Origin of the sequence: Halocatena salina (assembly GCF_023115355.1) — an archaeon.
GTDB classification, from domain to species: Archaea; Halobacteriota; Halobacteria; order Halobacteriales; family Haloarculaceae; genus Halocatena; species Halocatena salina.
Genome location: NZ_CP096022.1, coordinates 341,746 through 364,940 on the forward strand (window position 1 = coordinate 341,746; position 23,195 = coordinate 364,940).

Sequence of the window (23,195 nt, forward strand, 5' to 3'; positions counted from 1 at the left end):
ATAGACAAATCCACTGGAAGACGTGATATTATATACGGTGGTAAGTGTGTCCACGAGTGCGCGATGGCCAAGCGCAGTCCGTTCCGTTGGAACGGACGCCACCAGTGATTGAGGGAATTCCAATGAGTGGGGAGTATCTGTACGCCTATGGAGTGATCGAGAACGAAGAGCTAACAGTCGACATCGATGGTGTCGAACAAGCAACGCAGGCCTACACCGTCGATCACCGGACGCTCTCGGCGATCACATCGGACATATCAACCATGGAGCCCGAGGAGACGGACGAGAACGTCCGCTCCCACGATGAGGTCCTCCAAACGATCATGTTCTGGAACGGTGGACGAACCGTGGTTCCGATGCAGTTCGGAATGACGTTCAAAAACGAACGGCCGTTAAAGAACGTACTGCGCGGTGGGCGGCGGGCGTTCACCCATGCCCTACAGGAGATGGACGGGATGGTCGAATTCGGGGTGAAGATCGTGGTAGACGAAGACACGACCATCGATCGGGAGGCAGTGCGCGAATCTACTGCAGAACGCCTCGCAGCCGTGAGTGAGCAGGAAGCACGAAACGATCTCTTTAGCGACCGACTCGTCGTCAACCGTTCGTATCTCGTCGATCGGAATGAGCGAGAATCGTTCGACAGCGCCGTGGACAGAATCACCGACGAATACAGTGACTCTGTGACCGTCCAGTATACGGGACCGTGGGCCCCGTATAACTTCGTGGATATCGAGATCAGTTCCCAATAATGTTCCTACTCGATGACGTTCTCCTCAAACCGTTTACGTCGATTCTCACGGTCATTCAGGCAATGGCTGTCGAAGAACTGTACGATCGAGAGGAGATTCGAAACGACATGAAAGAAAACCGGCTCCTATTCGAACTCGGAGAGCGGTCCCGGACGGAGTACGAACGCCGGTCGGAGGAGCTACAGATCCAGCTCGATGTCGCAAATCAGGCCCACGAGACACTGAGCAACAAGATCCAAGTAAAACAATGACACACGATAACGACACCGAACGCGGCGGAATCATCCGGACGCTCCGAGAACTGCTCGAAATAGTTGCCACTGAACGCCGACATCACGAGGAGGGATCGACCAGTCGTGGCCAAACGGATGTGGGATACGAGTTCTCGATCAGTACCGGGAATCTTTCGGAGTACGAACCGCGATCCAACCGTGCACGGAACGCTACAAGCCCGTCGAATCGACCGACTGCCGTTCGGCACGACGGTGAGGACGTGCTTGTTACGATAGATGTTCCCGGAGTCAATTCGGACCGTGTGTCGGCAGGGGTCTCCGGGGACGAACTACTGCTCGGAATCGACGGAACGATCGAGGAACGTATCTCACTCGGCAAACGGTCCCTTGAAATCGATTCAAGTACTCTCACCAATGGAGTCCTCGAGTTTCGGCTCCAACCGACGGAGGAAAAACGATGATCGAAGCGATCATCCCGAGAGCGCAAAACGCCGTGAATCCTTCGCGTGGTAGGACGGCTGACAACGAGGCGTGTTCGGATGCGCTGCTGACGGACGGAGGAGAGGACACCGAAAACACCGAGACTGAGGAAAAAGGGGATGAGGAAGAAAGCGAGGACACTGAGGACACCGAAACCCAAGTACTGTATCTCGATCTCGAAGGTCTCTTTCTCGATCTTCTCGGTCTTGAGGTCGATATCGACCAGCTCGTACTCGACGTTACAGCCGTTCAGGGACCACAAAATCTCCTCGGAAACTTGCTGTCGACCGTGGCAGGAGTGCTCGATGACGGTTTGCCTGACCTGATCGGTGGAGAGCTGATTGAGCTTCCCAGCCTGCCGAGCGGCGACGACCTCAAAGATCGGCTACCATCGCCTTCGCTTTCCGATGCCGTGTTCGGCGCCGTGAATGTGCTGTTGGATGTGATACTGGCTGCTCTCGAAGATGAGGACTCGAGCGAAGAACGATCTGATACCCAACAATCATGAGTCAAAAAGAAGAAACAGTCCAAAAGCTCTCGCGCTTACGAGAGAATCTAACCAGCGAGAAGAACGGGGGAGCGCTCCTCGAAACGGTTGACATCGATCGAGAGGTGTACAAACATGCGAGCGGTAAGATGGTCGGACGACAACTCGGCGAAATCGTCGGTCGTCGGGCCGGAGAACGGCTCGGTCACGCGTTCGATGAGCGGTTCGATCGATCGTCGATCACCGACGTGGTGTCAGGTGTGTTCGAGACCGACGAAGAGACCGAGACCGGGGAGACTGAGGAGACGGCAGAGGACGGTAGCGAGGAATCCGGAACGGATGTCGGGGAGATGTCGACCGAAGAACTCCAGTCGTTGGCCAACCAGCTGATGGAGGAACTGGAGCAACGAAACGAAACGGAGGATGATCGATGAACGCGTTCACGTCCGATACGAACGACTCCGTGGAAGAAACGGTTGAACGACTGTCCGAGGTCGTCGGGGAAGCGAGTACTGAGCACTCCGAGACACGTTCGGACGGTATCGATGTCGAGCCCGCACCGGAAAACGCCCTCGAACTGGTAGAAGATGCTGAAACGGGCGTCGAATCGCTGCTCGCGTCGGTTAACGACGGAACGGCAGAAGAGATCCGCAACGACATCGAAGATCTCCGTGCCGTCATTCAGGAAACCAGCGAGTTGCTCGAAACGATCGATCTCACGCAAGCGTCCGATGCGATCGACCACGGCGACATCGACGAAGCGATCGACGCGAGCGAAATCTCGACTGCGATCGCCGAAGGAGAGGCGGGCAAAGCCGTCAAATACAGTGCCCTGTTGCAGTTGATCGAGTTCGAGGAACTGCTCGATGCGATCGATGTGAGAGAGCTAAAACAGAACAAAGACGAATTCGAGACGGCCGTGACCGAGTTCGTCGATGAAAACGACGGGAGCGACTGGATCGTGTTCGACGTGCTGCGGTGGCTGGTCGAAACGACTGTGGGGGGAACCGACGGCGACATGGGTATCACCGATTCGATCGATGATGCCGGAGACGCGGCTGGGATGGCTTCGGGAACGGAGGGACAGATGAAACAGGCAGCGATGCAGTCGAAGCTGCTCGACGCGGTTGAGGAGTTCCGCGAGGGCATCCTCGAAACACATGATCACCTCGCAGAGCTGCGCGAGCAGGCGGAACACGTAACCGAGACGACCGGCGACATCGGACAGCCATCATCTCGGAACCCGACTGCCTACTCGACGATGCCCTCCCACGGACATCCCCGGTTCGAGACGAAGTTCTCGACCGTTCCCCGAGATACGCGCCATTCGACCGTATCGAACCCGCCCAGAATCTACGGCTCCCGATTCGACACACAGAGATAACAATGAGTAATGCACAACCGACACGTAACGGAGACAGTCTCGCAGATGTAGTAGAGCTCGTATTGGACAAAGGTGTCGTCATCAACGCTGATATCGCCGTTTCGATCGGCGACACGGAGTTGCTCGGAATACAACTCCGCGCCGCGATCGCCTCCTTCGATACGGCCGCGGAGTATGGACTCGAGTTCCCCGAGGGGACGGATATGCAGCGGGTCGCAGAAGCTGCAGGAACGGAAGAGATAGCCGATGAGAAACGCAAAGCGGACGACACAGACGAAACGGACGACACAGAACGGATAGCGATCGAGCAAGCCGACGAAGACGGCATTACCGAGAAAGCAACAGTCGATGCCGAGAACGATGGAGGGTCCGATGACACAGATTGATATCGACGGAGAGAGCGCACGCGATGGACTGATGACGCTCGTGATTACGATCGTCGAGCTGCTGATCGAAGCCATGGAACGGGAGGCGATCCGTCGCATGGAATCCGGTGATCTCACCGAAGAGGAGATCGAGCGGATCGGTGCGCAGTTCGCCGCCCTTGATGCGGAGATAGCGGCGATCAAAGAAGAAGAAGCGATCGAGGACTCGGTCGGGGAGTTGCGCGACCGACTTGACGGTCTCGTTGTAGACGCCATCAGATCGGTCGAAGAGCCGCCACAGCAGGGATCTACCCACGAACCGATCGAAAATGACTGAACCCTCGTTCGAAACCGGTCGATATCTTTACTGCGTCGTAGAGCTTCCGGAAACGGAAGTATCCGGGTTCTCGACGACCGGCGTCGACGGAGAGGGCGTTTATCTGGTGCGTGTAGAAACGATCGGTATCGTGGTGCACGAGTGTGATACGCTCTATGACACCGCCGATGTGGACGTGGTGCGAAAATGGCTATTGGAGCATCAAAACGTAATCGATGCCGCCGGTGACCGGTTCGGTACACCGATCCCGTTTCAGTTCGATACGATCCTCCGAGGGGACGACGAGCGAGTCCGTACGTGGCTTGACCGCGAACGGGAGACGTTCGCGTCACGTCTCGACGAGATGGCTGGGTGTTGGGAATACCGTATCGAAGTTCGACGCGATGACGACACCGTCGAGGAGACGTTGCGCGACGACGAACGATTGGTCGAACTCGACGAACGGATCACCGAGTCCTCTGCGGGGACGAGTCATCTCCTCGAACGCCAGTACGAGCAACGACTAGAGGAGTTAAAACACCAACAACGGGCTGATCGAACGGCCGCCCTCATCGAACAACTCGAACCGATGGTGCACGATCTTCAAGATCTCGGTCACGAACGGACGACACTGGAGATGGAAACCGATACCGACGACGAGATGACGAGAGAAACCCGGCTCGCGGTTCTCGTCCACGAAGACCGACAGCACGACATCGACGATCTACTCGACGACGTCGCAGCCGACCCGGGTGTCGAGATACGGTATACAGGTCCATGGCCACCCTACACGTTCACACCAACGATCGAAGCGAATGATGCTAAATCTGACAACATATGAAACCAGAACGACCCGAGGACGGCGTCGTCGATCTCATCGACGTCATCCTCCGAGACGGAGCGATCGTTCGGGCCGACGTGATCATCACCGTTGCCGATGTCCCACTCGTCGGACTCAAACTCAGCGCAGCACTCGCTGGCATGGACACGATGACCGAGTACGGTCTCTTCGAAGCGTGGGATGCTCGCCAGCGACAGCGCCACCGAAAACAACCGGAAGCATCCGATTCGGAACGATAACAGCCGATCGAGACGATTACCCTTAGTGTTTCCTCAGTCCCCAGAGCAATCGACGTTGAAACACCAGAGTAGGATAGTCAGCTGGCTGCTCGGTGAGTGGCCTGAGCCACGGTGTTGAGCGCGTGAGTGAATTTGATGCCACCAAGACTCCCGATTATGGCCGCGTCTACGAACCGATTCGAGAACGGGTTGCCACCAGTAACTGCGAGCATCGTAGCGACGCTCCCGCTGAGAGTAAGAATCACAGCGCACCCAAGTACCACGTTTGATTCCGTCCCAATGGCGGTGGTCACGCCGATAATGACGGCCGAAAACGGAATGAGTATGAGCAGCGTTCTGGCCGCGACGTCGCTCCCAGTGCTTACTATAACGGTTCCAAACAAGAGCAGCAAAAGGAAGTATCCAGCGAGGAGGAGGCTCGGAAAGGAACCACGGAGGGATGTCATACTGAAATATAACTAGCGAATTGACAAAAATATTCTGTTTGGTATCAGTGTCATTCACGCGCCAGAGCGAGTAGCATCGATCAGAAGCTTTGAGACAGGTTGGACAGCCCAAAGTGATACTATTTTATTTTTGAACAACGACATGATCCGGCTAGACAGGCGACCAGCAAAATCGGACGGACAAATATCGTAATCGTCCACCAGTTCGTGTACGGAGTACGCCGTATCTTTTTGATGACGTCCGTCAATAATTTCAACATGGTATCGTTTGATCAGGCGGTAGCAGTCGTCACGGGCGGTGGCTCAGGAATCGGACGGACGACCGCGATGGAGTTCGCGGATCGTGGGACAAGCGTCGTGGTTGCCGATGTCGACGTTACGGGTGGCGAAGAGACGGTCTCAGAGATCACAGACGACGGCGGAGAGGCGCTCTTCGTGGAAACGGATGTGACAAATACGGACGAGACGCAAGCGATGGTGGACGCTGCAGTTGATGAGTACGGTCGGCTCGACTACGCGTTCAACAACGCTGGGATCGGCGGTGAACAGACCCCGATCACGGACTATCCTGCGGCGGAGTGGCAGCACGTCATCGACGTGAATCTCGTCGGTGTGTTTAACTGTATGCAAGCCGAGATCAGACGGCTACAAAAGCAAGACAGCGGGGGTGTCATCGTGAACAACTCATCAGTTCTCGGAAAGGTGGGGTTCGAGACCTCCTCAGGATACGCCGCTGCGAAACACGGCGTACTCGGGCTGACGAAGACGGCCGCCCTCGAGAACGGCGAGACCGGTGTCCGCGTGAACGCTGTGTGTCCTGGCTTCATCGAAACCCCGCTTCTCACGGAAGGGGGGATAAACGACCCTGAAATGCGAGAAGGGATCGAGCAGCGCCACGCGATGAATCGACTCGGAACGCCAGCAGAAGTTGCCAACGCCGTGCTCTGGTTGTGTGACGACGATGCGTCCTTCGTGACCGGAGAAGCCCTCGGCGTCGAAGGCGGCTATCTGAGTCAGTAACCCGATTGGACCGTTAGAACCGGTCGACCGCAAACGGTGTGAGATCGGCTTCGGGCTCCGAACCACGGACCGCGGTAGCGACGAGTTTGCCGCTGTAAGGACCGAGTTGGAGACCGGTCGGACCGTGACCGGTCGCGAGGAACGCCCCCTCGACGTTAGGGACCGATCCAAGCACCGGGAGTCCATCCGGAGACAGCGGCCGCAATCCGACACGCGTCGCCCGGAGCGACGCGTCGGCGAGTCCCGGCGCGACTCGAACGGTCTCGGAGAAGACCGCTCGAAGTCCGTCGACGGTCGTGTGAGGGGCGAATCCCGCGCTCTCCCGCGTTGCTCCGACGGCAACGCGGCCGTCATCCCACGGCACGAGATAGTAGTCGCCGACCGGACTGATGATCGGCCAGTCTGTGGTGTCCGCTGCGAGGTTCAGGTGGACGATCTGGCCGCGCTGGGGTTCGATCGGGAGCTCCACGCCGAGTTGGTCACCGAACCCCGTCGACCACGCGCCGCCCGCGACGACGGCTGCCTCGGTTGGGATGCGCTCACCGTCGGCGATGACAGCCGTGATCGATTCGTGCTCGACGAGAAGTCGTTCGACGTTCGCGTCCAAAACGGCCAGTCCGTGGTTCTTGCCCGCGCGACGGAGCGCGCTCTCGAACTGCTGGCCATCAACACGAGCCGCGTTATCGTAGTACAGCGCCCGTCGAGGTTCGGTCAGCGGTGGGAATCGCTCGCAGGCCGCCGAGGGAGTGAGTTCGTGAACCGAGTCGCTGGAGACCGCTCCCGAAGCTTCCCGCTCGCGGAGGCGCGAAAGCGTCTTTGCAAACCGTTCGTCCGCTGACTCGTCGATGGCGACACTCAACAGCCCTCGTTCGGCGTAGCCATGAGGCCTGTCCTGTTCGGTTTCGAGTTTCGATACCAATTCGTCGTAGTAGGCGACGGCGTCGACGGCGAAGTCAAACCACACATTAGAGCGAGTACTCGTCGCAGGCGAGAGGATCCCAGCCCCGGCGTCGGTCGCCCGACCCTCGTCATGCCGGTCGATCAACAGCGTCTCGACACCCGCTCGCGAGAGATGGTAGGCGGTCGACGCACCGACGATACCGCCACCGACCACGACCGCTTCGTACTGGTCAGCCATGGACAGAAGACAGGCCCATCGAACCGAATAGCTTACTCTCGGCGACCACCCCCGGAAGGGCTATTGGCAGGGGCTGTCACTGTATCCGCAATGCCAGCCTCGATCACGGTACTGAGCACCGGTGGGACGATCGCCAGCACGCCCGGGGAGAACGGTGCAACGCCGAGCAAACGGGGAGCGGAACTCGTCGCAGCGGTTCCGGAGATCGAATCGTACGCCGACGTTGAGGTAGTGGAAGTGGTACAGACGCCGAGCTTCGATATGGACAGGGCATCACTCATGAAAATAGCGGAGTACACTCACACAGCCGTCGACGAGGGAGCTGACGGCGTTGTCATCACGCACGGAACGGACACCATGGAGGAGTCCGCCTACTACATGGATCTCGTACTCCAGCGAAACGCACCGGTCGTATTCACAGGTGCACAGCGCCGTGCGGATGAGGTGAGTCCCGACGGTCCGAGCAATCTTCTTACTGCCGTTCGGGCGGCGAGTCACGAGCGGTTTCGCAGTTCGGATGGTGTCTACGTCGCTTTCGACGAGGCGGTACACGCCGCACGCGACGTCACGAAACGCCACACGAGCGATCTTTCGACGTTCATCTCTCCAGATAAATGCCCGGTCGCACGGTTCACCCGTGAGACCGTCCGTATCCACCGCGAACCGGGAAGCCGGTCGGCATCAGTCGAGACAACCGCACTGTCGGCCGACGTCGTCATAGTGCAGTCGGGGATCGGTGTCGGTGCTCGGCAGGTGAACGACGCCATCGAGGCGGGAGTCGACGGCGTCGTCGTCGAGGGAACCGGTCTCGGCAACACGACGAGTACACTCGGTGACGCCATCGCTGACGCCATCGAAGTAGGCGTTCCAGTCGTCATCACCTCGCGCTGTCTGGGAGGGGCCGTCGAGCCCGTCTACGGAACACCCGGCGGCGGCGAAACGCTGCGCTCACACGGCGTCATCGAAGGAGGTGATCTCCCAGCCTACAAAGCGCGTCTGAAACTCATGTTGCTCATCGCGGAACGTGACCGCGATCTCGATGCGCTCCGAGAAGCGTTCGAAACGGATCTCCAGTGATCGATACAAGCAATATTTGCGAGAAAGACTATCGCTATCAGCTGTCGTGTAGGACCATACCATGGTGATGAGTAATGAGTGACGTGGACGTAGCGATCGGTGTCGACGCGGACTGTGTCGCCGGCTGGCTCGGTTCGTATGGTGGTGCGGATTCACCGGCGGACCTCTCGCGGGGGCTCTCGGCCGGAAACGAAGGGATCCCGCGAATGCTCCAACTGTTCGAGGACGAGGGAATCGACACGTCGTGGTACGTTCCGGGACACACGATCGAAACGTTCCGTGAACAAGTGCAAGCAGTCGCCGACGCTGGTCACGAGATCGGCGTTCACGGCTATTCACACGAGAATCCGACGGATCTCTCCCGGGAACAAGAAGACGAGATCCTCCAACTGTCCATCGATCTCGTCGAGGAGGTGACCGGCGAGAAGCCGGCTGGTCACCGAGCGAGTTGGTGGGAGTTCAGCGAAAACACCCCCGAACTCGTCGAGAAGTACGACTTTCTCTACGACAGCAGCCTCATGGAACGGGAGTTCGAACCGGGCTATATGCGAATCGGCGACAGCTGGGAGAAGATCGATTACGATCAATCTCCCGGTTCGTGGACGACGCCGTACGAATACGGCGAGGAGACCGACGTGGTCGAGATTCCCATCAGTTGGTATCGGGATGACATTCCACCGATGTTGTTCATCAAACAGCCCATCTACCACGCCGGTTACAAGGACCCACAGATGATGTACGAACAGTATTACAAGCGCCAGTTCGATTATCTCTACAACCGTCGTGGGGCCGGCGTCTACACGTTCACCATCCACCCCGACATCCATGGACTTCCCCATATGATAACACATTTGGAAGACTTCATCAATTATGTGAAAGGACACGAAAACGCTGCGTTCAAAACGTTAGAGGAGATCGCCAAGCGGTATGACGACGATCCATCTATCTACGAACCTAACGGGAACTATCTCTAATAAAATGTTTATTAATAGATGATAATCACTGCTGTTGGGTCGGACGGATCAAAATCTCGTTGACGCTAACGTGTTGGGGTTGGGTCACAGCGTACTGAATCGAGCGCGCGATGTCTTCGCTCGTGAGTGGGTTCATCGATTCGACCCACTCCTCGATGGATTCCTTTGCGCTTTCATTCGGGATGTGCTCTTGGAGTTCGGTGTCGACCACGCCGGGTTCGATGAGAGTCGTCCGAATACCGTCTTGAGTGATCTCCTGTCGGAGGGCCTCAGTGAATCCGTTGACACCGAACTTGGTAGCGTTGTAACCGCTCGCGTTCGTACTGGCCTGCCGACCCGCAACGGACGAAACGTTCACGATGTGGCCCTGGCCTTGCTCTTGCAGGATCGGTAAGGCGGCGTGAGTTGCGTTCATCAGGCCCAGCAAGTTCACTTCGACCATCTGTTGGAAATTGTCGGTATCAGCGTGTTCGACCGGTTCGAGCAACATCACACCGGCGTTGTTCACGAGGATATCCAGCCGTCCGAACTCCTCGTGCGTCGTCTCGATCATCTCCTGAACGTCGCTCTCGTCGGTGACGTCGGTCGGAACCACGAGCGCGTCTCCACCCTCTGCTTCGATCCTGTCAGCGAGATCCCGGAGCTGTGGTTCGCGACGGGCGGCGAGAGCAACGCTTGCGCCCTCCTCGGCGAGCGCTTTCACAGTTGCTTCACCGATCCCCGAGGACGCACCGGTCACGAGTGCTACACTACCGTCGAGTGCTTCTGAACTACCGACCATGTTGGTTTATAAGAGAGTTCATCAGAAAAATCTGTTCAAACCGGCTATCGACCGTCCTATCCGGATATCAACCCGGAACACGGAACCCGGTTCACCGATCGGAATCGCGACGACTGTCACGTGAGGCCAACGCCGTCGGCCAGCAGTTCGTGGGAACGAAGCGCATCGTCGTGATCCGCGACGATGTGTTGTATCATCACCTCATCGACGTCGACACGATCTGCAAGTTGCTCTAAGAGTCCGGCAAGCGTCTCGGGACTCCCCGAGATCGCACGGGGCCACTCATCGGCATCGAGTGTCGGCGGTGTCGGATCGGGAACACCACCGAGTTCGTCGAGCGCTTGCTCAATCGACGGCCTAGATCCGACGTTTCCTCGTTGCATTCGTTTGTACGACGCCTCGGCTACCGCCCGGTGTCGGGCTGCTGCCTGATCGGAGTCCGCACAGATCGCGTTCACCGCGATCATTCCGCTCGGTTCGTCGACACCACCGGCCAACCGTGACGGCTGGAACTGCTCTCGATACGTTTCGAACGAGTGGACGGCGAACTGCGGGCGGATAAACGCCGCAAAGCAGTACGGTAACCCGAGTTCACCGGCAATTTTCGCGCTAGAGGGACTCGATCCCAGCACCCACGGCATGGGTGTCTCCTGATCCGAGCGAGGGAGTTCGAGATCGCTGTATGGGTGTTCATCGGGATAGTCATCGTAAAGGTGATTGACGACGGCTTCGATCTTCTCGGCGTGGTCCTCGTCCGGATTCCGGACGTGACGATCGGTCTCCAAGGCGCGGTCAGCGGCAGGCGAGCCGTTCGCGCGCCCGAGACCCGCATCGATGCGGCCGGGGGCGAGCGCGTCCAGCGCAGCGAACTCTTCGGCGACCTTGAACGGACTGTAGTGATTGAGTAATACCGCTCCGGATCCGATCCGGATCTCATCGGTTTCGGCAGCGAGATGACCGAGTAGTACCTCCGGTGTCGTTCCGGCGATGGTGTCTGCCATCCCATGGTGTTCGGCCACCCAGAACCGGGAGTATCCGAGCCGTTCGGCCTGTCGTGCAGTTGCGACGGTGTTCGCGTAGGCATCAGCCGCAGTGCCGTCAGCAGGAACCGGAGAGAGATCGACTACAGAGAACTCCATAGACGGTGTCAGAGGTTGTGAAGGATAACGATTGGGATAACAGTTCCCGATTGTACATTTCTACCAAAGCGGACGCTGCTGGCGCAGTAGCGTTCGTTCGGAACGTCTCCAATCCGATCGTGTATGTTGATGGACTTGGACGTCGAATCACAGTCGGTTGCGGCGTTCGGTGGACTTTTGGTCTGGTGATTAAACATTCATTCATGGGACTACGACAGAGACTCGGGATGCTGAAGGGAATGCTCACGAACCCCTTCATGCGGCGTCAGATGCTGTTGTCTTCGGTACTCGGACCAGTACAGAAACGGATCCATGGTAACGACGGTGAGTACGTCATGGATGCTGATTGGGACAATCTCCTCATCCTAGATGGCTGTCGATACGACTTGTTCACACAGATACACGCCAAGCGGTCGTTGGAGGGTGAGCTGGCCCGATTCCGGTCCCGGGGAAGTTCCTCGTCGGAATTTATGATCGAAAATTTCGGTGGCCGGACGTACAACGATACCGTGTACGTCACTGCTAACCCCCACGAAAAACGAGTACTCGACGGATCGTTTTACCATACCGACCGTGCGTGGATCGATGCGTGGAGCGAAGAAGACGGAATCGTTCTGCCGGAAGACCTTTCGAAACGCGCTCGCTCGGTTCACGAGGAGTACCCGAACAAACGACTGATAGTTCATTTCATGCAGCCTCACGTTCCCTTTATCGGAGAGACACAGCTCGACGTCGATAGCAGGGTGACAAGCGGACTGCGAGACATGCTGCGCAAAGAACCTGTAGACACGGCTCCGAACGCGGATTTCGGATTCGCTTGGGAGGCGTTGCGGCAAGGGACGGTCGAAGAGGGCGTGTTCTGGGAAGCCTACCGGGATAATCTGATTCGGGTACTCGACGTAGCTATCCCTCTATCGAAAGAACTGCCGGGGAAGACGGTGATTACGGCCGACCACGGAAACGCGATCGGCGAGTGGGCGACACCGTTCCCGATACCGGTCTACTTCCATCCGACTAACATACGACTCCCATCGCTCAACACCGTTCCGTGGTTCGTTCCCCCGTACTCGGAACGAAAGCCGATCGTGCGATCGGCTCCTACGACCGAGCCGTCCGATCAGGCGGACGACACCGAAAACACTGTCAAAGAGCGTCTTTCGGCGTTAGGCTACGCCGAATGATCTGCGACAGACACCTCATGAGCTGAGAACCTGTACGGGTGAAATCTTGACCTCCTTCGATGACGGAATAGTCGTCGAAAATCAACTTAATTCCTATACTCTTGCCTATAATTATATATTTTAAGACTGTTCAATTGTTATTAGAGGTGCATGAGTTATCACGCTCCACCTCGTATATTACGGTAGGCGACTATGACCACCACTCCGTTCGCCATCGGTGAGATGGTTATGATTCGTGACGAGGGCCTCTCACCCACGGTAGTCGTCGTGGCATTGCCGGAGACACCTGCTTCTGAATGGCTTACGTACGGCGGTCGCACCGTTGCCGGCGCGAATCCCGACTATCCAGCCGACGCAGCGACAGTCATCGTCGTGTTCGCTGCTGATGTGCCCACGTATCTCCCCGATTGGGATGGGGAGACACCACTAGCAGAGGCTACACTTCGAGAGAAGGGTGTCTACTACAAGGGACTCCCTGCACCACGACTTAGGAGTGTCTGAAAACGCAGCACATGGCTGACAGACCGTGATGAAAAATCCACAGAAGTTGTCCAAATAGTCGATGGGATAGACGATCTCGATTCCTTTTCATCTGTATTTCGGTGATGAGAGGATGAACTGGGAAACCGGTGAATGGGTCGTAGCTGAAGGAGAGGGGATTACTCCCTCGACAGATGAACAACACTCCCAACCCGCCAAAAGTGCCGGATAAGTGCTCATGATCAATAACACGGGGGTACGAGATCGTCACACCGACCGCGAGTGAATCCTCGTTGGACGCACCCTGCCACCTCCAGATCGACACCGTGCTCTGTGACCGCGAGTTCGACTCTATAGCGGTCTGTACATACTCTCGAACTAGTCTTCTACTTCGAACTCTCGGAACGCACCACCGGAGTACTCACGGAATAGCTAGCCTTCAGAGTGGAGTGCTGCACGCCTCGCTGAGACCATGAGGGAGAGTCTCATCTGCTGTAATCCGAGCAATCGGTAACGCGATGAGATCCGAACACCTCCGGAACGTCGTTATCGCTGTGACTCGCGGAGGATCAACGGCTCGATCGCGAGTGTCCGCTTGGCGACTGTTACGATACGCGAGATGTACGAGGCAAACAACAAAAACGGTATCAGTGTCACGGTAAAGGCGGCACCGATCAGCCACGTCATGTTCTCGATACCGAGAGTACTCCCGGGGAGCGTCCCGGCATCGACGGCGGTGAGCATGATACCCGAAATGAGGAGCGCTGGAATCGACGCATAGAGTATCATCTGTGAGAGCGTAACGAGTGCCCACTCGAAGTACAGCGTCTTTATGTGTTCGCGTGCCGGGCCGAACATCGTCAGTGCCACCTTCAATTCGTTGAGAAGATCGTTTTCGGGCTGTCCGAGATCCTCCTCGTGGTCGTTGAGGATCCGCTCAACTTGGAAGATCTTCCATCCATAGTTGTAATTCAAGGCTGCAAACAAGACATCGAACGAACCGAACTCCGCACCGTCGAGTTGCTCGCGTACGATCTCGGAGTTGCCGATGAGACTGCCGGTAAATTCGTTGACCTCCCACTGGAGTTGATCGCTGTCGATATCTTCGAGACCGTCGCGCACTGCCTCCGCACGGTCTTGTGAAACGTCTACAAGACTTCGGAGGAACGCCGATGGATCGGCAGGACTGGGAGAGCCGACCAGTTCCTCCGTGTAGTCTCGAAAGTCCATCGAATCCTCCATCCGCGCGCGTTGATCGCCGAGTGGACCGTTCTCCTGAGAGAGCACGAGTTGTCCGATGGTGACGACGAGCGTGGTACCGGTAATAACCGCACTGATCATCGTCGAAAACATCGTTCCAATCGTATCCTGAGCACTGAGTTTGGGAATCAGAGGTGGAGGAAGGATCGTCACAACCATGACGAAGATGACGAAAACTGCCAACGCTAAGACGCCCGTGACGAGGAGACGGTCGGCACGTAACAACAGCCAGAGCTTGAATCGGTTTTCACCAGCGCGTTCGCGCATGGTGTTCGCCGTGCTGACATCGACATCTGTATCAACCGAAGACTCGTCGATTTCGGAACTCATGACATCGCCTCGTCGGAGCTGTCGGTATCCGACTGGATGGGCCGCTCAAACACGAGATATTTGGTCCCACCACCGGTGTAGTCGATAGTGTCGACGAATCGCCATCCGTTGGCAGCACGCTCGTTCAGCACGGCTTCTGGGTCCGTAGCTTCCTTTCTAGTGGATCCTCTTGGCGGCCGAATGGTTTCGTACTCCCAACGCGTAGATGTCTGATATCGTCCCATACAGCATCAACATTCGATAGCAGTAAAAATCCCCGTCCTGCGCGTTGATCAGCAGGAACAGCATCGATCCCGTCTACTTGAACCTTCAAACGATGTATCGTCCATCGCTGCTAACGTTTAGCGTGTCGAGCGTCGTCGAATTGACGCTATCGCTCGCAACGAGCGTCGAATTCTGAGCAGCGGGTACCCAGAGGGCGACAGTCGTCTGTCCGGTCCCGACATCGACCGCATCGTACTCCCGTCCATTTGCCCGGATCACAGTGATCAACGTGACGTTTTTGGCCGCGGATGTTGACCGGAGGGCTGCGATAGCACGAACGTAGTGACCGGCCCACGGTTCGTCAGTTGAGAGGGTTTTGAACACGGACGACTCGCTCGTATCTGCCCTGAGCGACGGATCGACCGTGAGACAACCGGAGAACGCAAGCGCAACAACGACACCCACAGTCAACAGTACGTGTGAGAGGTTCAAGGGCATATATCCACTACTGGCAGAGGGACAAAAAAGATGATCATGGACCACACGGCTCCGGAACGTCATCGTTCGGTAAGGGCCACGGTCGAGGCTATCTTTATTAACTCTCGGCCGATAGGTTCGGTGATGGATCGAGAGCCAATTCCGGACGACGTTCGTGAGGCTGTAGCAAGAGGATTGGAAACGTACTTCACAGCCGAGGCCGTCCACAGCCTGCTCGAAGCCATCGACGTCGAAGAGCTACTGGACGGGGAGATCGAAGGGCTAGACGACGAGAGCGTCGATTCCGAGGAGGTCGGGAAAGTCATCGGTCGACTCCTCGGGCGGGAGATCGCAAAGGAGCTGACGAGTTATCTGCCATTGGGGCGGGTTATCGAGACGACTGTCGGAAACGTCGTCGGTGACAAGCTCGGAGAAGCAGCAGTGGAAGCGTTCATCGAGTACGGCGACCCTGATGCCGTTGCCAACCAGATACGCACTCTCACAAACAGAAACGAACTCGAACGGATGGCGACCGAGATCACCGCCACAGCACAAAAGGGAGGCTTCCAGGACTACCTACCGGGGCTTGGAAGCAAAGCAACCGAAACCTGGAACCCAGACGTTGGTACTGACATAGAAATCACGGACGAATCGACCGAACGATAGCCCAATCCACTCGGTTGTCATTCGAATCGGGATCGTGACAACCGTCGAACTGGTACGTTACAAACGTATGCCTGTAATAGCAAGGCCGAAGAGACACGTGTTACTCGCCCTTTTCGATCTGTTCTTCAAACAAGGCGACGTTTCGAACGTTGGCCTTCCAAGTAGCGTCGAACACTGTTCCAAGGATCGGGATCGACCCCCCGACGACATCGATAACGATATTGAGACACATCATGGCCAACGTTTTAGGCGGAACGCCGGATCGCGCCGCTTCAAACACGATATAGAGGGAGAGAACCGCTGTAGCGGTGTCACCAGAAACAGGAAGGATCCCTACGATGGGATCGAGACCGAACCGGAAGTTCGTTCCGGGAACCCGAACTGACTGGTCAAGAATCCGCGCGACCGATCGAGTACGCCGTAGCGCGGCCTGTTGCTGAGGGGAGGCGTTCGAGGGAATGTCGCCAGTAACCATACCATTCAATCTCGATCAAGCAATATATTTCCCCGGCCGGCGATTACTGGTGGGATCGGGATAACGTCGGTGGCAACAGTCCATGATGACCGCTGACAATCGAGTACTCACCTTCGATCGCTCGGCGACCGAGAAGACAAACACATCCAAGGGAGCGTCCGATAAGAAGTGCGAAAAACGGTCAGCACACCATGTCAGTGCCGAGAAAGCGTTCGATAGCAGAAAATACAAGCTATTATTTTTTCTCGCTTATTGCAGTAGTGTCGATGTATGGAGCACAGTGACCAAGACACAGGGACGATTCGATCGCTCGAGATGCGAGATGTCAGCGACCTGTTCGAAAACACGATGTTCCCGACGACCACGGAAGACGTTCTCAAGGAATTCGGCGATGTCGAAATCGAGTATCCCCGTGGCTCCGACCCGCTTCGGGCGATCCTCGAACGATCGGGTCATGAGACTTACACATCTCGCGATACCTTGGAGTTAGCGATTCTCAACGGGGTCCGGCGGGACGCCGTCGGACGCCCGCGATACAGCGATCGCGGTGACGAGCGAACCGAAACGTTCGACCGCCCGGTTCAGTCATTCTGAGCGGATCAGTGATAGCTAATGACAGACACTACTCATGACGCGTTCACGACCGGACTACAACGGCTGTATTATCTCGAACAAGAACTGGTCGCTGCCCTCGATGTGCTAGCAACTGACGTTTCGATCGATACGTTGGACGATCTCGGAGAGACAAACTGTCGAAAGGAACTACAACATCGTGTCGAAGCACACCGTGATGAAACACGGTCACACATCGACCGTCTCGAAGCGGTCTTCGACACGATCGACGAGCAACCGAGTGTTCGACACGCACCCAGTCTCGACGGTTGGATCGCCGACAAAGAACAGTTCAATAACGTCATTTTAAACGATAAACTCAGACCGTTGTACTTTCTCGACGCGTCGAAGAAGCTCGAAGAGATCGAGCGGTCGGCTTATGAACCAGTGTTAATGCTCGCTGAACGCCTCGAAAACGAGAATAAGGTGGAAGGAATCGTCGAGAAGATCGCGCAAAACGCCGAGGAAGAACAAGAGATGCTCGACGATCTCGAATCGTTAGCCGGGAAGGAGTCGATCGAGACGTTACTCGAGACGAGTCCAGTTGATCCCGCTAACCGATCGTCGCTCGCGCAATCAGGCGGAAACATCGAGACGCTTGAAGATATGTTCGTATGTCAACTTCGAAATCTTTTCTACATCGAACGAACGATAGCAGCTCTGTTTGAGGAATTGGCGACGGATGCGTCAAACGACGAACTCGGTGAGGCGTTCACGGAACAACACGATCGAACGCGAAACCACGTCGATCGTCTCGAAACGGTGTTCGAAGGAATCGGTCTTCAGCCCACGGAGACGCAGAATTACACACTCGATGGCCTTCTCAAAGCTCGGGAGAATCAATTCGCCACCACGAACAGCGGTCGGACCGATCTCTTCGATCTCGAAATCGCCTTGGCAGCTAAACGAATGGAGAGCCGCTGTTACGAGGAACTGCTCACGTTGGCGGAACGAATCGGATACCCGATCGATGTCGTCGATGAGCTGACGACGAACCGTCACGAAGTTCATGAGACGACATCGGCGTTGGAGAAGCGTGGATTCGAGGACGTGGTCCAGTAACCATAGGATCGATGACCACCCGAATGCACAGCCAATCGATCGCTCAGCTGTGCCATAAATAACTATCAATAACATATTTATCCTATAGATATAATGTATATCATATTATATTAACATCATAGGATTTAGGTTATAGGGTGTGCGGAGAGGTCAAAGCAAGAGTGGCGTTAGTACAGTTTCATAACGGGTACATCCTCGACTACTACTTCGTCTTATAACGGATATATTCATATTCTATACCATTTTCTACTGCCAACAGAAATGAAAACACCAACATATCTAGAATATAAAAATGTTATGAATTATACTACATATCTATGGAGTTCTCTAAGAAATTATTAAATGTCTCTCGACGCCGTCGTTTATGACCTTGATGGGACCTTAGTTCGACTCGCGGTCGATTGGGAGGAAACAGCGGAACAGATTAGACCGATAATTCGACAATACGGAGGAGAGACGGACGCTAACGATGCATTAGAATTCTTGCCTATCGCGGACGAAATTGGTGCTACAGAAGCAATCGAGCCACACTTAGCTTCGGCAGAACGTGACGGTGCACGCCAGTCAGAGCGACTGCCAGTTATGGACGAACTCGTTGAATCAACCGTCCCAGTCGGTATCTGCTCTCTCAATTGTGAAGCAGCCTGCCGCGATGCACTAGATGTACACGGCATCTCTAAAAACATCGGAGCGATTGTGGGCCGCGACTCAGTTACCGAACGGAAACCACATCCAGAGCCCTTACTTGCTGTCATCGACGAACTGGGAACAACCCCAGAACGAACCCTCTTTATCGGAGACTCAGACAGTGACGAAGTGACCGCTCACAGGGCAGGAACCGCATTTCGGAGAGTCCCATAGAGGTGTCAGTTACCACTTGCAACCCATCGCTTAGTGTTTCGTAGTGTAGAACAGGACGATATAAAACATCAAACGAACGACCACGTTACGAGTGCGACAGCCAAGAGCACTGAAGGAACGTCTCGAGGGGATAGTTCCAGCAGTGGAAGCGTCGGATTCCACGCGAAGCACCGTGCACGGAGTGCCATTCCCAACCGGTCGGCGCGTCCGAACGCCCGTCGAACCCCTGTAGTTGCGACGAGTCGCATCCGGTCGGTAAGACGACGTTCGGTGCCAAGTCGCGCTTGCATCGCTACTCGCGCACGGGAAAGGTCAGCAATCAATACTGGTAGGAACCGAAAAACGAGCGCTACGCCAACACCGAGGAGACGACCGACTCGGCCGGGCACAACGAGCTGAATCGCCGCTCGTGATTCTCGAATCGGGGTCGTCCGAACGTACGCGGCGCTGACGAACAACACGAGCAAAACGCGGTAACTCGCAAGTGCAGGTTCGATCGCCGCCGTGGGTACGAGCCACGGCGGTCGGAAAACGACCATCGAGAGCAACGGTCCAGCGATCAGAAACGGAAGGGCATAGCGGACATCATGGAGGACATTGAGCGGCGACAGGGTCGCAGATGCAAGAATGCACCCCGTGAGCACCGTTAAAATCGAAAGTCCACGCGGCGTCGTGTGGGAAAATGCTGCGAGTGCGATCCCGATCTGTACCGCGAGTTTCGCTCGTGGATCGAGGCTGTGGGCGATCGACGATCCGGGTTCGTAGGTCAACACGGTACGGACACCTCTCGTTCGGACAGACGGTCGAGCACCGTTTCCGGCGATCCATCAAGAACGATCTGACCCTCGGACATGACTACCAACCGATCGGCGAGATCAAGGAGTTCTCGGAGGTCGTGAGTGACGACGATGATACTCATTCCCTCAGCCGAAAGCGCCCTGAGTCGTTCGAGTACCGACTGGCGAGCCGGTTCGTCAAGTCCAACGAAAGGTTCATCGAGCACGAGATGGTCCGGTCGCATGGCCAACGCGCCAGCGATCGCAACCCGTGCCTGTTCGCCTCCCGAAAGCCGGTCGATGCGCTTTTGTTCGAAACCATCCATTTGGACCGCTACGAGTGCTTCCTGTACCCGCTGATCGATTTGTTCCCGTTCCAATCCGAGATTGACGGGACCGAACGCGACATCTTCCGCTACAGTAGCAGCGACGAATCCGTCTCGTGGATCTTGGAACGTCATAGCTACCGCTGTTCGTGCGGCTACGACGTCCTCACCAACTCGCTGGCCGTTCACCGCTATCCATCCCTCATCAGAATCGAGAAGTCCGTTGAAATGGCGGACAAGCGTCGTTTTTCCCGATCCGTTCGGGCCTGCAAGCACGACGAATGAACCGTCGTCGATGGTGAGCGAGACGTCGTCAAGGACAGATCGTTCTCCGCTGTCGCCAGACCGACGTTCGTATCGAAACGTGAGGTTGTTGATTTCGATCATTCTGACGATCACGACGCAGTTATCGCGTCGCTTCGAACGATTCCGACTGCAGCCGCGATTTTCAACGTTTCAGCCGGTACTAACGCGACTGCTCCCGTGAGGAACGCTTCGGAGCGACCGAGATCAAGCGTAAGCATCATGCCGACGACGCCAGCGGCGTAGATGAGTACTGTCCCCACGACCATCGCACCCACGAGCCGAATCGGACTGCTCGCTCTCGGCTCGGAAGGAGCGAATCCCTCGTGAACGATCACACCGACGGCGAACGCTGCCAGCGGCATCGACCAGAGATAGCCTGCAGTTGGACCCAGAAGTACGCCGAACCCTGCTGCCCCTCCAGCGAACACCGGTGCGCCGAGTACGCCAGCAACGAGATACAGCACACACGCAGTTCCACCCCAGATCGGACCCAGAAATATACCGGCTAGGAACACTCCAAGCACCTGTAACGTGACAGGCGTTGGAGAAACTGGATTCGGAAAGCTCACATACGAGAACGCGCCGATCAGTGCCGCGAACAACGCGGCGCGAGCAACATTGATCGTTATCTCGTCGCCAACGAGTTCTACATCGGTCTCTCTCGCGTCCGTTCTCCCATCCTCGGTTTGTTCTCCACTCTGTTTCGTCATCGGTATGCAACCATCGGTCAACCTACTTAGACACACCGGTTGACAATCAAGCACGTTACTGTGTGACTCTATGGAGATTCATCACACTACCCCAACCAGCACCAAACGGACGGAGGACGTCCTTGACACCTCCCATGACCAAAATCGTGGGATCCCCACGCATCGGTTGCGCTGGGTTGGGACGGTTTAAGGTTCGTGAACGGATCGTTCCCTCTCAGGCAGCCATCACGGAACGGTGTCCCCTAGCTGCTAGCAGAACGCATAGCGTTCTGGTGGTGTCACCGGACTACGTCCGGCTGCTAGCCAAAACCAAAGTTTTGGCGATGCCAATCAGCGTTATCCGATCCACTGCGCTGTTTCAGTGAGAATTCGGGAGTAACGATGGGCGCTGATTGCAATCGGCGGCTTGGGAAGGGGGACCTTCCGCACTTGTTCCGAGAGAAGTCATCCCCGTACTCACCGGATCGGACCCGTCGACATCAATACTATACAGGTAGATGTGCGAGAATTCCGATTAACAAATATCCGAAGAGCGATCGGTCGATGGCTATGGCCAATCACGTCAGATTCAATTTACGAGTTCACTTATGTTCTTTCTCCTCGTATCTGTATGACGGTAATACCATTATGAACGGGAGTAGTGGTTATACCGATTGTAATGGTAGTAGGGATATTCATGTTACGAAGGAGATGTGATAAACGGAATAATTACAACGAAGATTGGTGTTTCTCAGCCGAATTTGGAATCGAAATGATATCATTTGGATAGGTAATAGCGTTATTATCGAGAAGAAGACAACGACCGATAGATACAGTATGAACGCACATACTATTCATACCGATAATACTGTAAGTACTGGTACAGTGGATCGATCGGGAAATACTACGAAGGTAGTAGAATATTAACAGTATTACACCTCATATCGGATATTTGAATCATACTATTACTAACGATTCTATCGCTACTATTGGTCATAACGCTAGGATCGTACGTATCTAAATGGCAGTAACTATCAGCGATTCTCCTTGAAACGGTGAGTTAGCTCATAACAGTCCTAACGATAGTAACAGTATTATCGGTCGTAGTATACGACAAAGCCCGGAAAACGAGGAGAACAGTAGTATCGGTACAACCATTCGGAGAGGTAGTACCGTTATTAATGGGAATACCCCGTATATCGGTGGTATTGATCATACCGCTTCGAAGGAACGTAGCGGTAGAGACGTAGTGATTGTAATAGGACTATCGCTCTTATGAAGGACAGTGTTGATGTAGAACTGGCCTACTGCCCAGAGATTGCCGCAGAAATCGAACGGCGGTCGTGTGTAGCACATTCTGCGTATCACCGAACATAAAGCCTATCGAGGATTTCAGTAAGATCGATAATACCGAGAATACTATTCCGAGCAGTAGTCTCGATCATACCAGTCACAGTAATCATCACAATCGCACCGTTCGTAGTGATACGACATATGTTAAGGGCGATTCTAGCAACGGCCATCTGTCCGAGCGGAAAGATGGTTTCGCTCCCAGTAGTGATCTGGTCGGACACAGTGGACACGACTCGGCAGATCGAACGTCGCTTCGGGACGCCCGAACCACTGTGGTCTGGAGAGTCCGTTCAACGCAGTTGCTACCCGCGGCCGAGATGTATTACTACAGGTAGTACCACCCATACCAATCATAATGCACCATCCAATCATATCGATCATAACAGTCATACCGATCAGACCAGCCATATCGGTCATAACAGTCATACCGATCATTGTCTGACGAACAATTATAACGGTACGAAC

Annotated in this window: 30 protein-coding genes; 19 read left to right on the plus strand and 11 right to left on the minus strand. The window is 55.6% G+C overall.

Annotated features, from left to right (window positions below; translation table 11 throughout):
* Nucleotides 1-122: 122 nt before the first annotated feature.
* Genes MW046_RS18540 through gvpM form a run of 10 tightly spaced genes read left to right on the plus strand, consistent with a single transcriptional unit; the run spans nucleotide 123 to nucleotide 5,097 of the window.
* Nucleotides 123-752 (plus strand): GvpL/GvpF family gas vesicle protein, encoded by a 630-nt coding sequence (locus MW046_RS18540; protein ID WP_247995889.1) that lies wholly within the window; start codon nucleotides 123-125, stop codon nucleotides 750-752.
* Nucleotides 752-1,003: a gas vesicle protein GvpG gene (gvpG, locus tag MW046_RS18545; RefSeq protein WP_247995708.1), complete on the plus strand. Its 252-nt coding sequence runs from the start codon at nucleotides 752-754 to the stop codon at nucleotides 1,001-1,003. The genes MW046_RS18540 and gvpG overlap by 1 nt, the downstream gene beginning before the upstream one ends.
* Nucleotides 1,000-1,446, plus strand: coding sequence for a gas vesicle protein GvpH (gene gvpH / locus MW046_RS18550; protein ID WP_247995709.1), 447 nt, complete (start codon nucleotides 1,000-1,002; stop codon nucleotides 1,444-1,446). The genes gvpG and gvpH overlap by 4 nt, the downstream gene beginning before the upstream one ends.
* Nucleotides 1,443-1,973, plus strand: coding sequence for a hypothetical protein (locus MW046_RS18555; RefSeq protein ID WP_247995710.1), 531 nt, complete (start codon nucleotides 1,443-1,445; stop codon nucleotides 1,971-1,973). The genes gvpH and MW046_RS18555 overlap by 4 nt, the downstream gene beginning before the upstream one ends.
* Nucleotides 1,970-2,386, plus strand: a complete 417-nt coding sequence (locus MW046_RS18560) for a hypothetical protein (protein WP_247995711.1) — start codon at nucleotides 1,970-1,972, stop codon at nucleotides 2,384-2,386. The genes MW046_RS18555 and MW046_RS18560 overlap by 4 nt, the downstream gene beginning before the upstream one ends.
* The gene (locus MW046_RS18565) at nucleotides 2,383-3,336 is read left to right on the plus strand and encodes a hypothetical protein (RefSeq protein ID WP_247995712.1); all 954 of its coding nucleotides are present in this window, start codon (nucleotides 2,383-2,385) and stop codon (nucleotides 3,334-3,336) included. The genes MW046_RS18560 and MW046_RS18565 overlap by 4 nt, the downstream gene beginning before the upstream one ends.
* A gap of 2 nt (nucleotides 3,337-3,338) precedes the next feature.
* Nucleotides 3,339-3,722: a gas vesicle protein GvpJ gene (gvpJ, locus tag MW046_RS18570; RefSeq protein WP_247995713.1), complete on the plus strand. Its 384-nt coding sequence runs from the start codon at nucleotides 3,339-3,341 to the stop codon at nucleotides 3,720-3,722.
* Entirely contained in the window at nucleotides 3,709-4,038 is a 330-nt protein-coding gene (locus MW046_RS18575) for a gas vesicle protein K (protein ID WP_247995714.1), read from the plus strand. The genes gvpJ and MW046_RS18575 overlap by 14 nt, the downstream gene beginning before the upstream one ends.
* A complete protein-coding gene (gene gvpL / locus MW046_RS18580) occupies nucleotides 4,031-4,858 on the plus strand; it encodes a gas vesicle protein GvpL (RefSeq protein ID WP_247995715.1) in 828 nt (275 codons plus the stop codon). Before MW046_RS18575 ends, gvpL begins: the two co-directional genes overlap by 8 nt.
* Nucleotides 4,855-5,097, plus strand: coding sequence for a gas vesicle protein GvpM (gene gvpM / locus MW046_RS18585; RefSeq protein ID WP_247995716.1), 243 nt, complete (start codon nucleotides 4,855-4,857; stop codon nucleotides 5,095-5,097). Before gvpL ends, gvpM begins: the two co-directional genes overlap by 4 nt.
* Before the next feature lie 77 nt (nucleotides 5,098-5,174).
* Here the strand turns inward: gvpM and MW046_RS18590 are convergent, their stop codons facing one another.
* Nucleotides 5,175-5,543 carry a hypothetical protein gene (locus tag MW046_RS18590; protein WP_247995717.1) on the minus strand — a complete coding sequence of 123 codons (369 nt, stop codon included), beginning with the start codon at nucleotides 5,541-5,543 and terminating at the stop codon, nucleotides 5,175-5,177.
* Between the two features lie 258 nt (nucleotides 5,544-5,801).
* Between MW046_RS18590 and MW046_RS18595 the strand changes: the two genes are divergently transcribed.
* Entirely contained in the window at nucleotides 5,802-6,563 is a 762-nt protein-coding gene (locus tag MW046_RS18595) for an SDR family oxidoreductase (protein WP_247995718.1), read from the plus strand.
* Between the two features lie 13 nt (nucleotides 6,564-6,576).
* On the opposite strand, the gene MW046_RS18600 is transcribed toward MW046_RS18595, so the two are convergent.
* Nucleotides 6,577-7,701: an NAD(P)/FAD-dependent oxidoreductase gene (locus tag MW046_RS18600; protein WP_247995719.1), complete on the minus strand. Its 1,125-nt coding sequence runs from the start codon at nucleotides 7,699-7,701 to the stop codon at nucleotides 6,577-6,579.
* Between the two features lie 90 nt (nucleotides 7,702-7,791).
* Here MW046_RS18600 and MW046_RS18605 point away from each other — a divergent pair, with 90 nt between their 5' ends.
* Nucleotides 7,792-8,778 carry an asparaginase gene (locus tag MW046_RS18605; RefSeq protein ID WP_247995720.1) on the plus strand — a complete coding sequence of 329 codons (987 nt, stop codon included), beginning with the start codon at nucleotides 7,792-7,794 and terminating at the stop codon, nucleotides 8,776-8,778.
* 74 nt (nucleotides 8,779-8,852) lie between these two features.
* Nucleotides 8,853-9,752: a polysaccharide deacetylase family protein gene (locus tag MW046_RS18610; protein ID WP_247995721.1), complete on the plus strand. Its 900-nt coding sequence runs from the start codon at nucleotides 8,853-8,855 to the stop codon at nucleotides 9,750-9,752.
* 25 nt (nucleotides 9,753-9,777) lie between these two features.
* Here the strand turns inward: MW046_RS18610 and MW046_RS18615 are convergent, their stop codons facing one another.
* Both MW046_RS18615 and MW046_RS18620 read right to left on the minus strand, forming a co-directional pair.
* Entirely contained in the window at nucleotides 9,778-10,533 is a 756-nt protein-coding gene (locus MW046_RS18615) for an SDR family NAD(P)-dependent oxidoreductase (RefSeq protein WP_247995722.1), read from the minus strand.
* Nucleotides 10,534-10,649: 116 nt separating this feature from the next.
* Nucleotides 10,650-11,672, minus strand: coding sequence for an LLM class flavin-dependent oxidoreductase (locus MW046_RS18620; RefSeq protein WP_247995723.1), 1,023 nt, complete (start codon nucleotides 11,670-11,672; stop codon nucleotides 10,650-10,652).
* 203 nt (nucleotides 11,673-11,875) lie between these two features.
* Here MW046_RS18620 and MW046_RS18625 point away from each other — a divergent pair, with 203 nt between their 5' ends.
* Together MW046_RS18625 and MW046_RS18630 are read left to right on the plus strand one after the other, a co-directional pair.
* Complete coding sequence (locus MW046_RS18625) at nucleotides 11,876-12,853, plus strand: hypothetical protein (RefSeq protein WP_247995724.1); 978 nt, start codon at nucleotides 11,876-11,878, stop codon at nucleotides 12,851-12,853.
* 192 nt (nucleotides 12,854-13,045) lie between these two features.
* On the plus strand, nucleotides 13,046-13,354 hold the full coding sequence (locus MW046_RS18630; RefSeq protein ID WP_247995725.1) for a hypothetical protein: 309 nt from the start codon (nucleotides 13,046-13,048) through the stop codon (nucleotides 13,352-13,354).
* A 525-nt stretch (nucleotides 13,355-13,879) separates the two neighbouring features.
* Here the strand turns inward: MW046_RS18630 and MW046_RS18635 are convergent.
* The 3 genes from MW046_RS18635 to MW046_RS18645 all read right to left on the minus strand — a co-directional run bounded on the left by MW046_RS18635 (nucleotide 13,880) and on the right by MW046_RS18645 (nucleotide 15,625).
* Nucleotides 13,880-14,923 carry a DUF7972 family membrane protein gene (locus tag MW046_RS18635; RefSeq protein ID WP_247995726.1) on the minus strand — a complete coding sequence of 348 codons (1,044 nt, stop codon included), beginning with the start codon at nucleotides 14,921-14,923 and terminating at the stop codon, nucleotides 13,880-13,882.
* Entirely contained in the window at nucleotides 14,920-15,147 is a 228-nt protein-coding gene (locus MW046_RS18640; RefSeq protein ID WP_247995727.1) for a DUF4177 domain-containing protein, read from the minus strand. Before MW046_RS18640 ends, MW046_RS18635 begins: the two co-directional genes overlap by 4 nt.
* An 85-nt stretch (nucleotides 15,148-15,232) precedes the next feature.
* Nucleotides 15,233-15,625 (minus strand): hypothetical protein, encoded by a 393-nt coding sequence (locus MW046_RS18645; protein ID WP_247995728.1) that lies wholly within the window; start codon nucleotides 15,623-15,625, stop codon nucleotides 15,233-15,235.
* A 123-nt stretch (nucleotides 15,626-15,748) separates the two neighbouring features.
* Between MW046_RS18645 and MW046_RS18650 the strand changes: the two genes are divergently transcribed.
* Nucleotides 15,749-16,270 (plus strand): hypothetical protein, encoded by a 522-nt coding sequence (locus tag MW046_RS18650; protein ID WP_247995729.1) that lies wholly within the window; start codon nucleotides 15,749-15,751, stop codon nucleotides 16,268-16,270.
* Between the two features lie 100 nt (nucleotides 16,271-16,370).
* Here the strand turns inward: MW046_RS18650 and MW046_RS18655 are convergent, their stop codons facing one another.
* Nucleotides 16,371-16,745: a DUF4112 domain-containing protein gene (locus MW046_RS18655; protein ID WP_247995730.1), complete on the minus strand. Its 375-nt coding sequence runs from the start codon at nucleotides 16,743-16,745 to the stop codon at nucleotides 16,371-16,373.
* A gap of 270 nt (nucleotides 16,746-17,015) precedes the next feature.
* Between MW046_RS18655 and MW046_RS18660 the strand changes: the two genes are divergently transcribed.
* From MW046_RS18660 to MW046_RS18670, 3 genes are all read left to right on the plus strand, one after another.
* Nucleotides 17,016-17,339: a DUF5789 family protein gene (locus MW046_RS18660; protein WP_247995731.1), complete on the plus strand. Its 324-nt coding sequence runs from the start codon at nucleotides 17,016-17,018 to the stop codon at nucleotides 17,337-17,339.
* A gap of 18 nt (nucleotides 17,340-17,357) precedes the next feature.
* On the plus strand, nucleotides 17,358-18,419 hold the full coding sequence (locus MW046_RS18665) for a YciE/YciF ferroxidase family protein (protein ID WP_247995732.1): 1,062 nt from the start codon (nucleotides 17,358-17,360) through the stop codon (nucleotides 18,417-18,419).
* Nucleotides 18,420-18,761: 342 nt separating this feature from the next.
* Entirely contained in the window at nucleotides 18,762-19,280 is a 519-nt protein-coding gene (locus MW046_RS18670) for an HAD family hydrolase (protein WP_247995733.1), read from the plus strand.
* 68 nt (nucleotides 19,281-19,348) lie between these two features.
* On the opposite strand, the gene MW046_RS18675 is transcribed toward MW046_RS18670, so the two are convergent.
* The 3 genes from MW046_RS18675 to MW046_RS18685 are packed head-to-tail and all read right to left on the minus strand — an operon-like array spanning nucleotide 19,349 to nucleotide 21,398.
* Nucleotides 19,349-20,053: an energy-coupling factor transporter transmembrane component T family protein gene (locus MW046_RS18675; protein ID WP_247995734.1), complete on the minus strand. Its 705-nt coding sequence runs from the start codon at nucleotides 20,051-20,053 to the stop codon at nucleotides 19,349-19,351.
* Nucleotides 20,047-20,769 carry an energy-coupling factor ABC transporter ATP-binding protein gene (locus MW046_RS18680; protein WP_247995735.1) on the minus strand — a complete coding sequence of 241 codons (723 nt, stop codon included), beginning with the start codon at nucleotides 20,767-20,769 and terminating at the stop codon, nucleotides 20,047-20,049. Before MW046_RS18680 ends, MW046_RS18675 begins: the two co-directional genes overlap by 7 nt.
* Nucleotides 20,770-20,777: 8 nt before the next feature.
* Nucleotides 20,778-21,398 carry a biotin transporter BioY gene (locus tag MW046_RS18685; protein ID WP_247995736.1) on the minus strand — a complete coding sequence of 207 codons (621 nt, stop codon included), beginning with the start codon at nucleotides 21,396-21,398 and terminating at the stop codon, nucleotides 20,778-20,780.
* Between the last annotated feature and the right edge of the window lie 1,797 nt (nucleotides 21,399-23,195).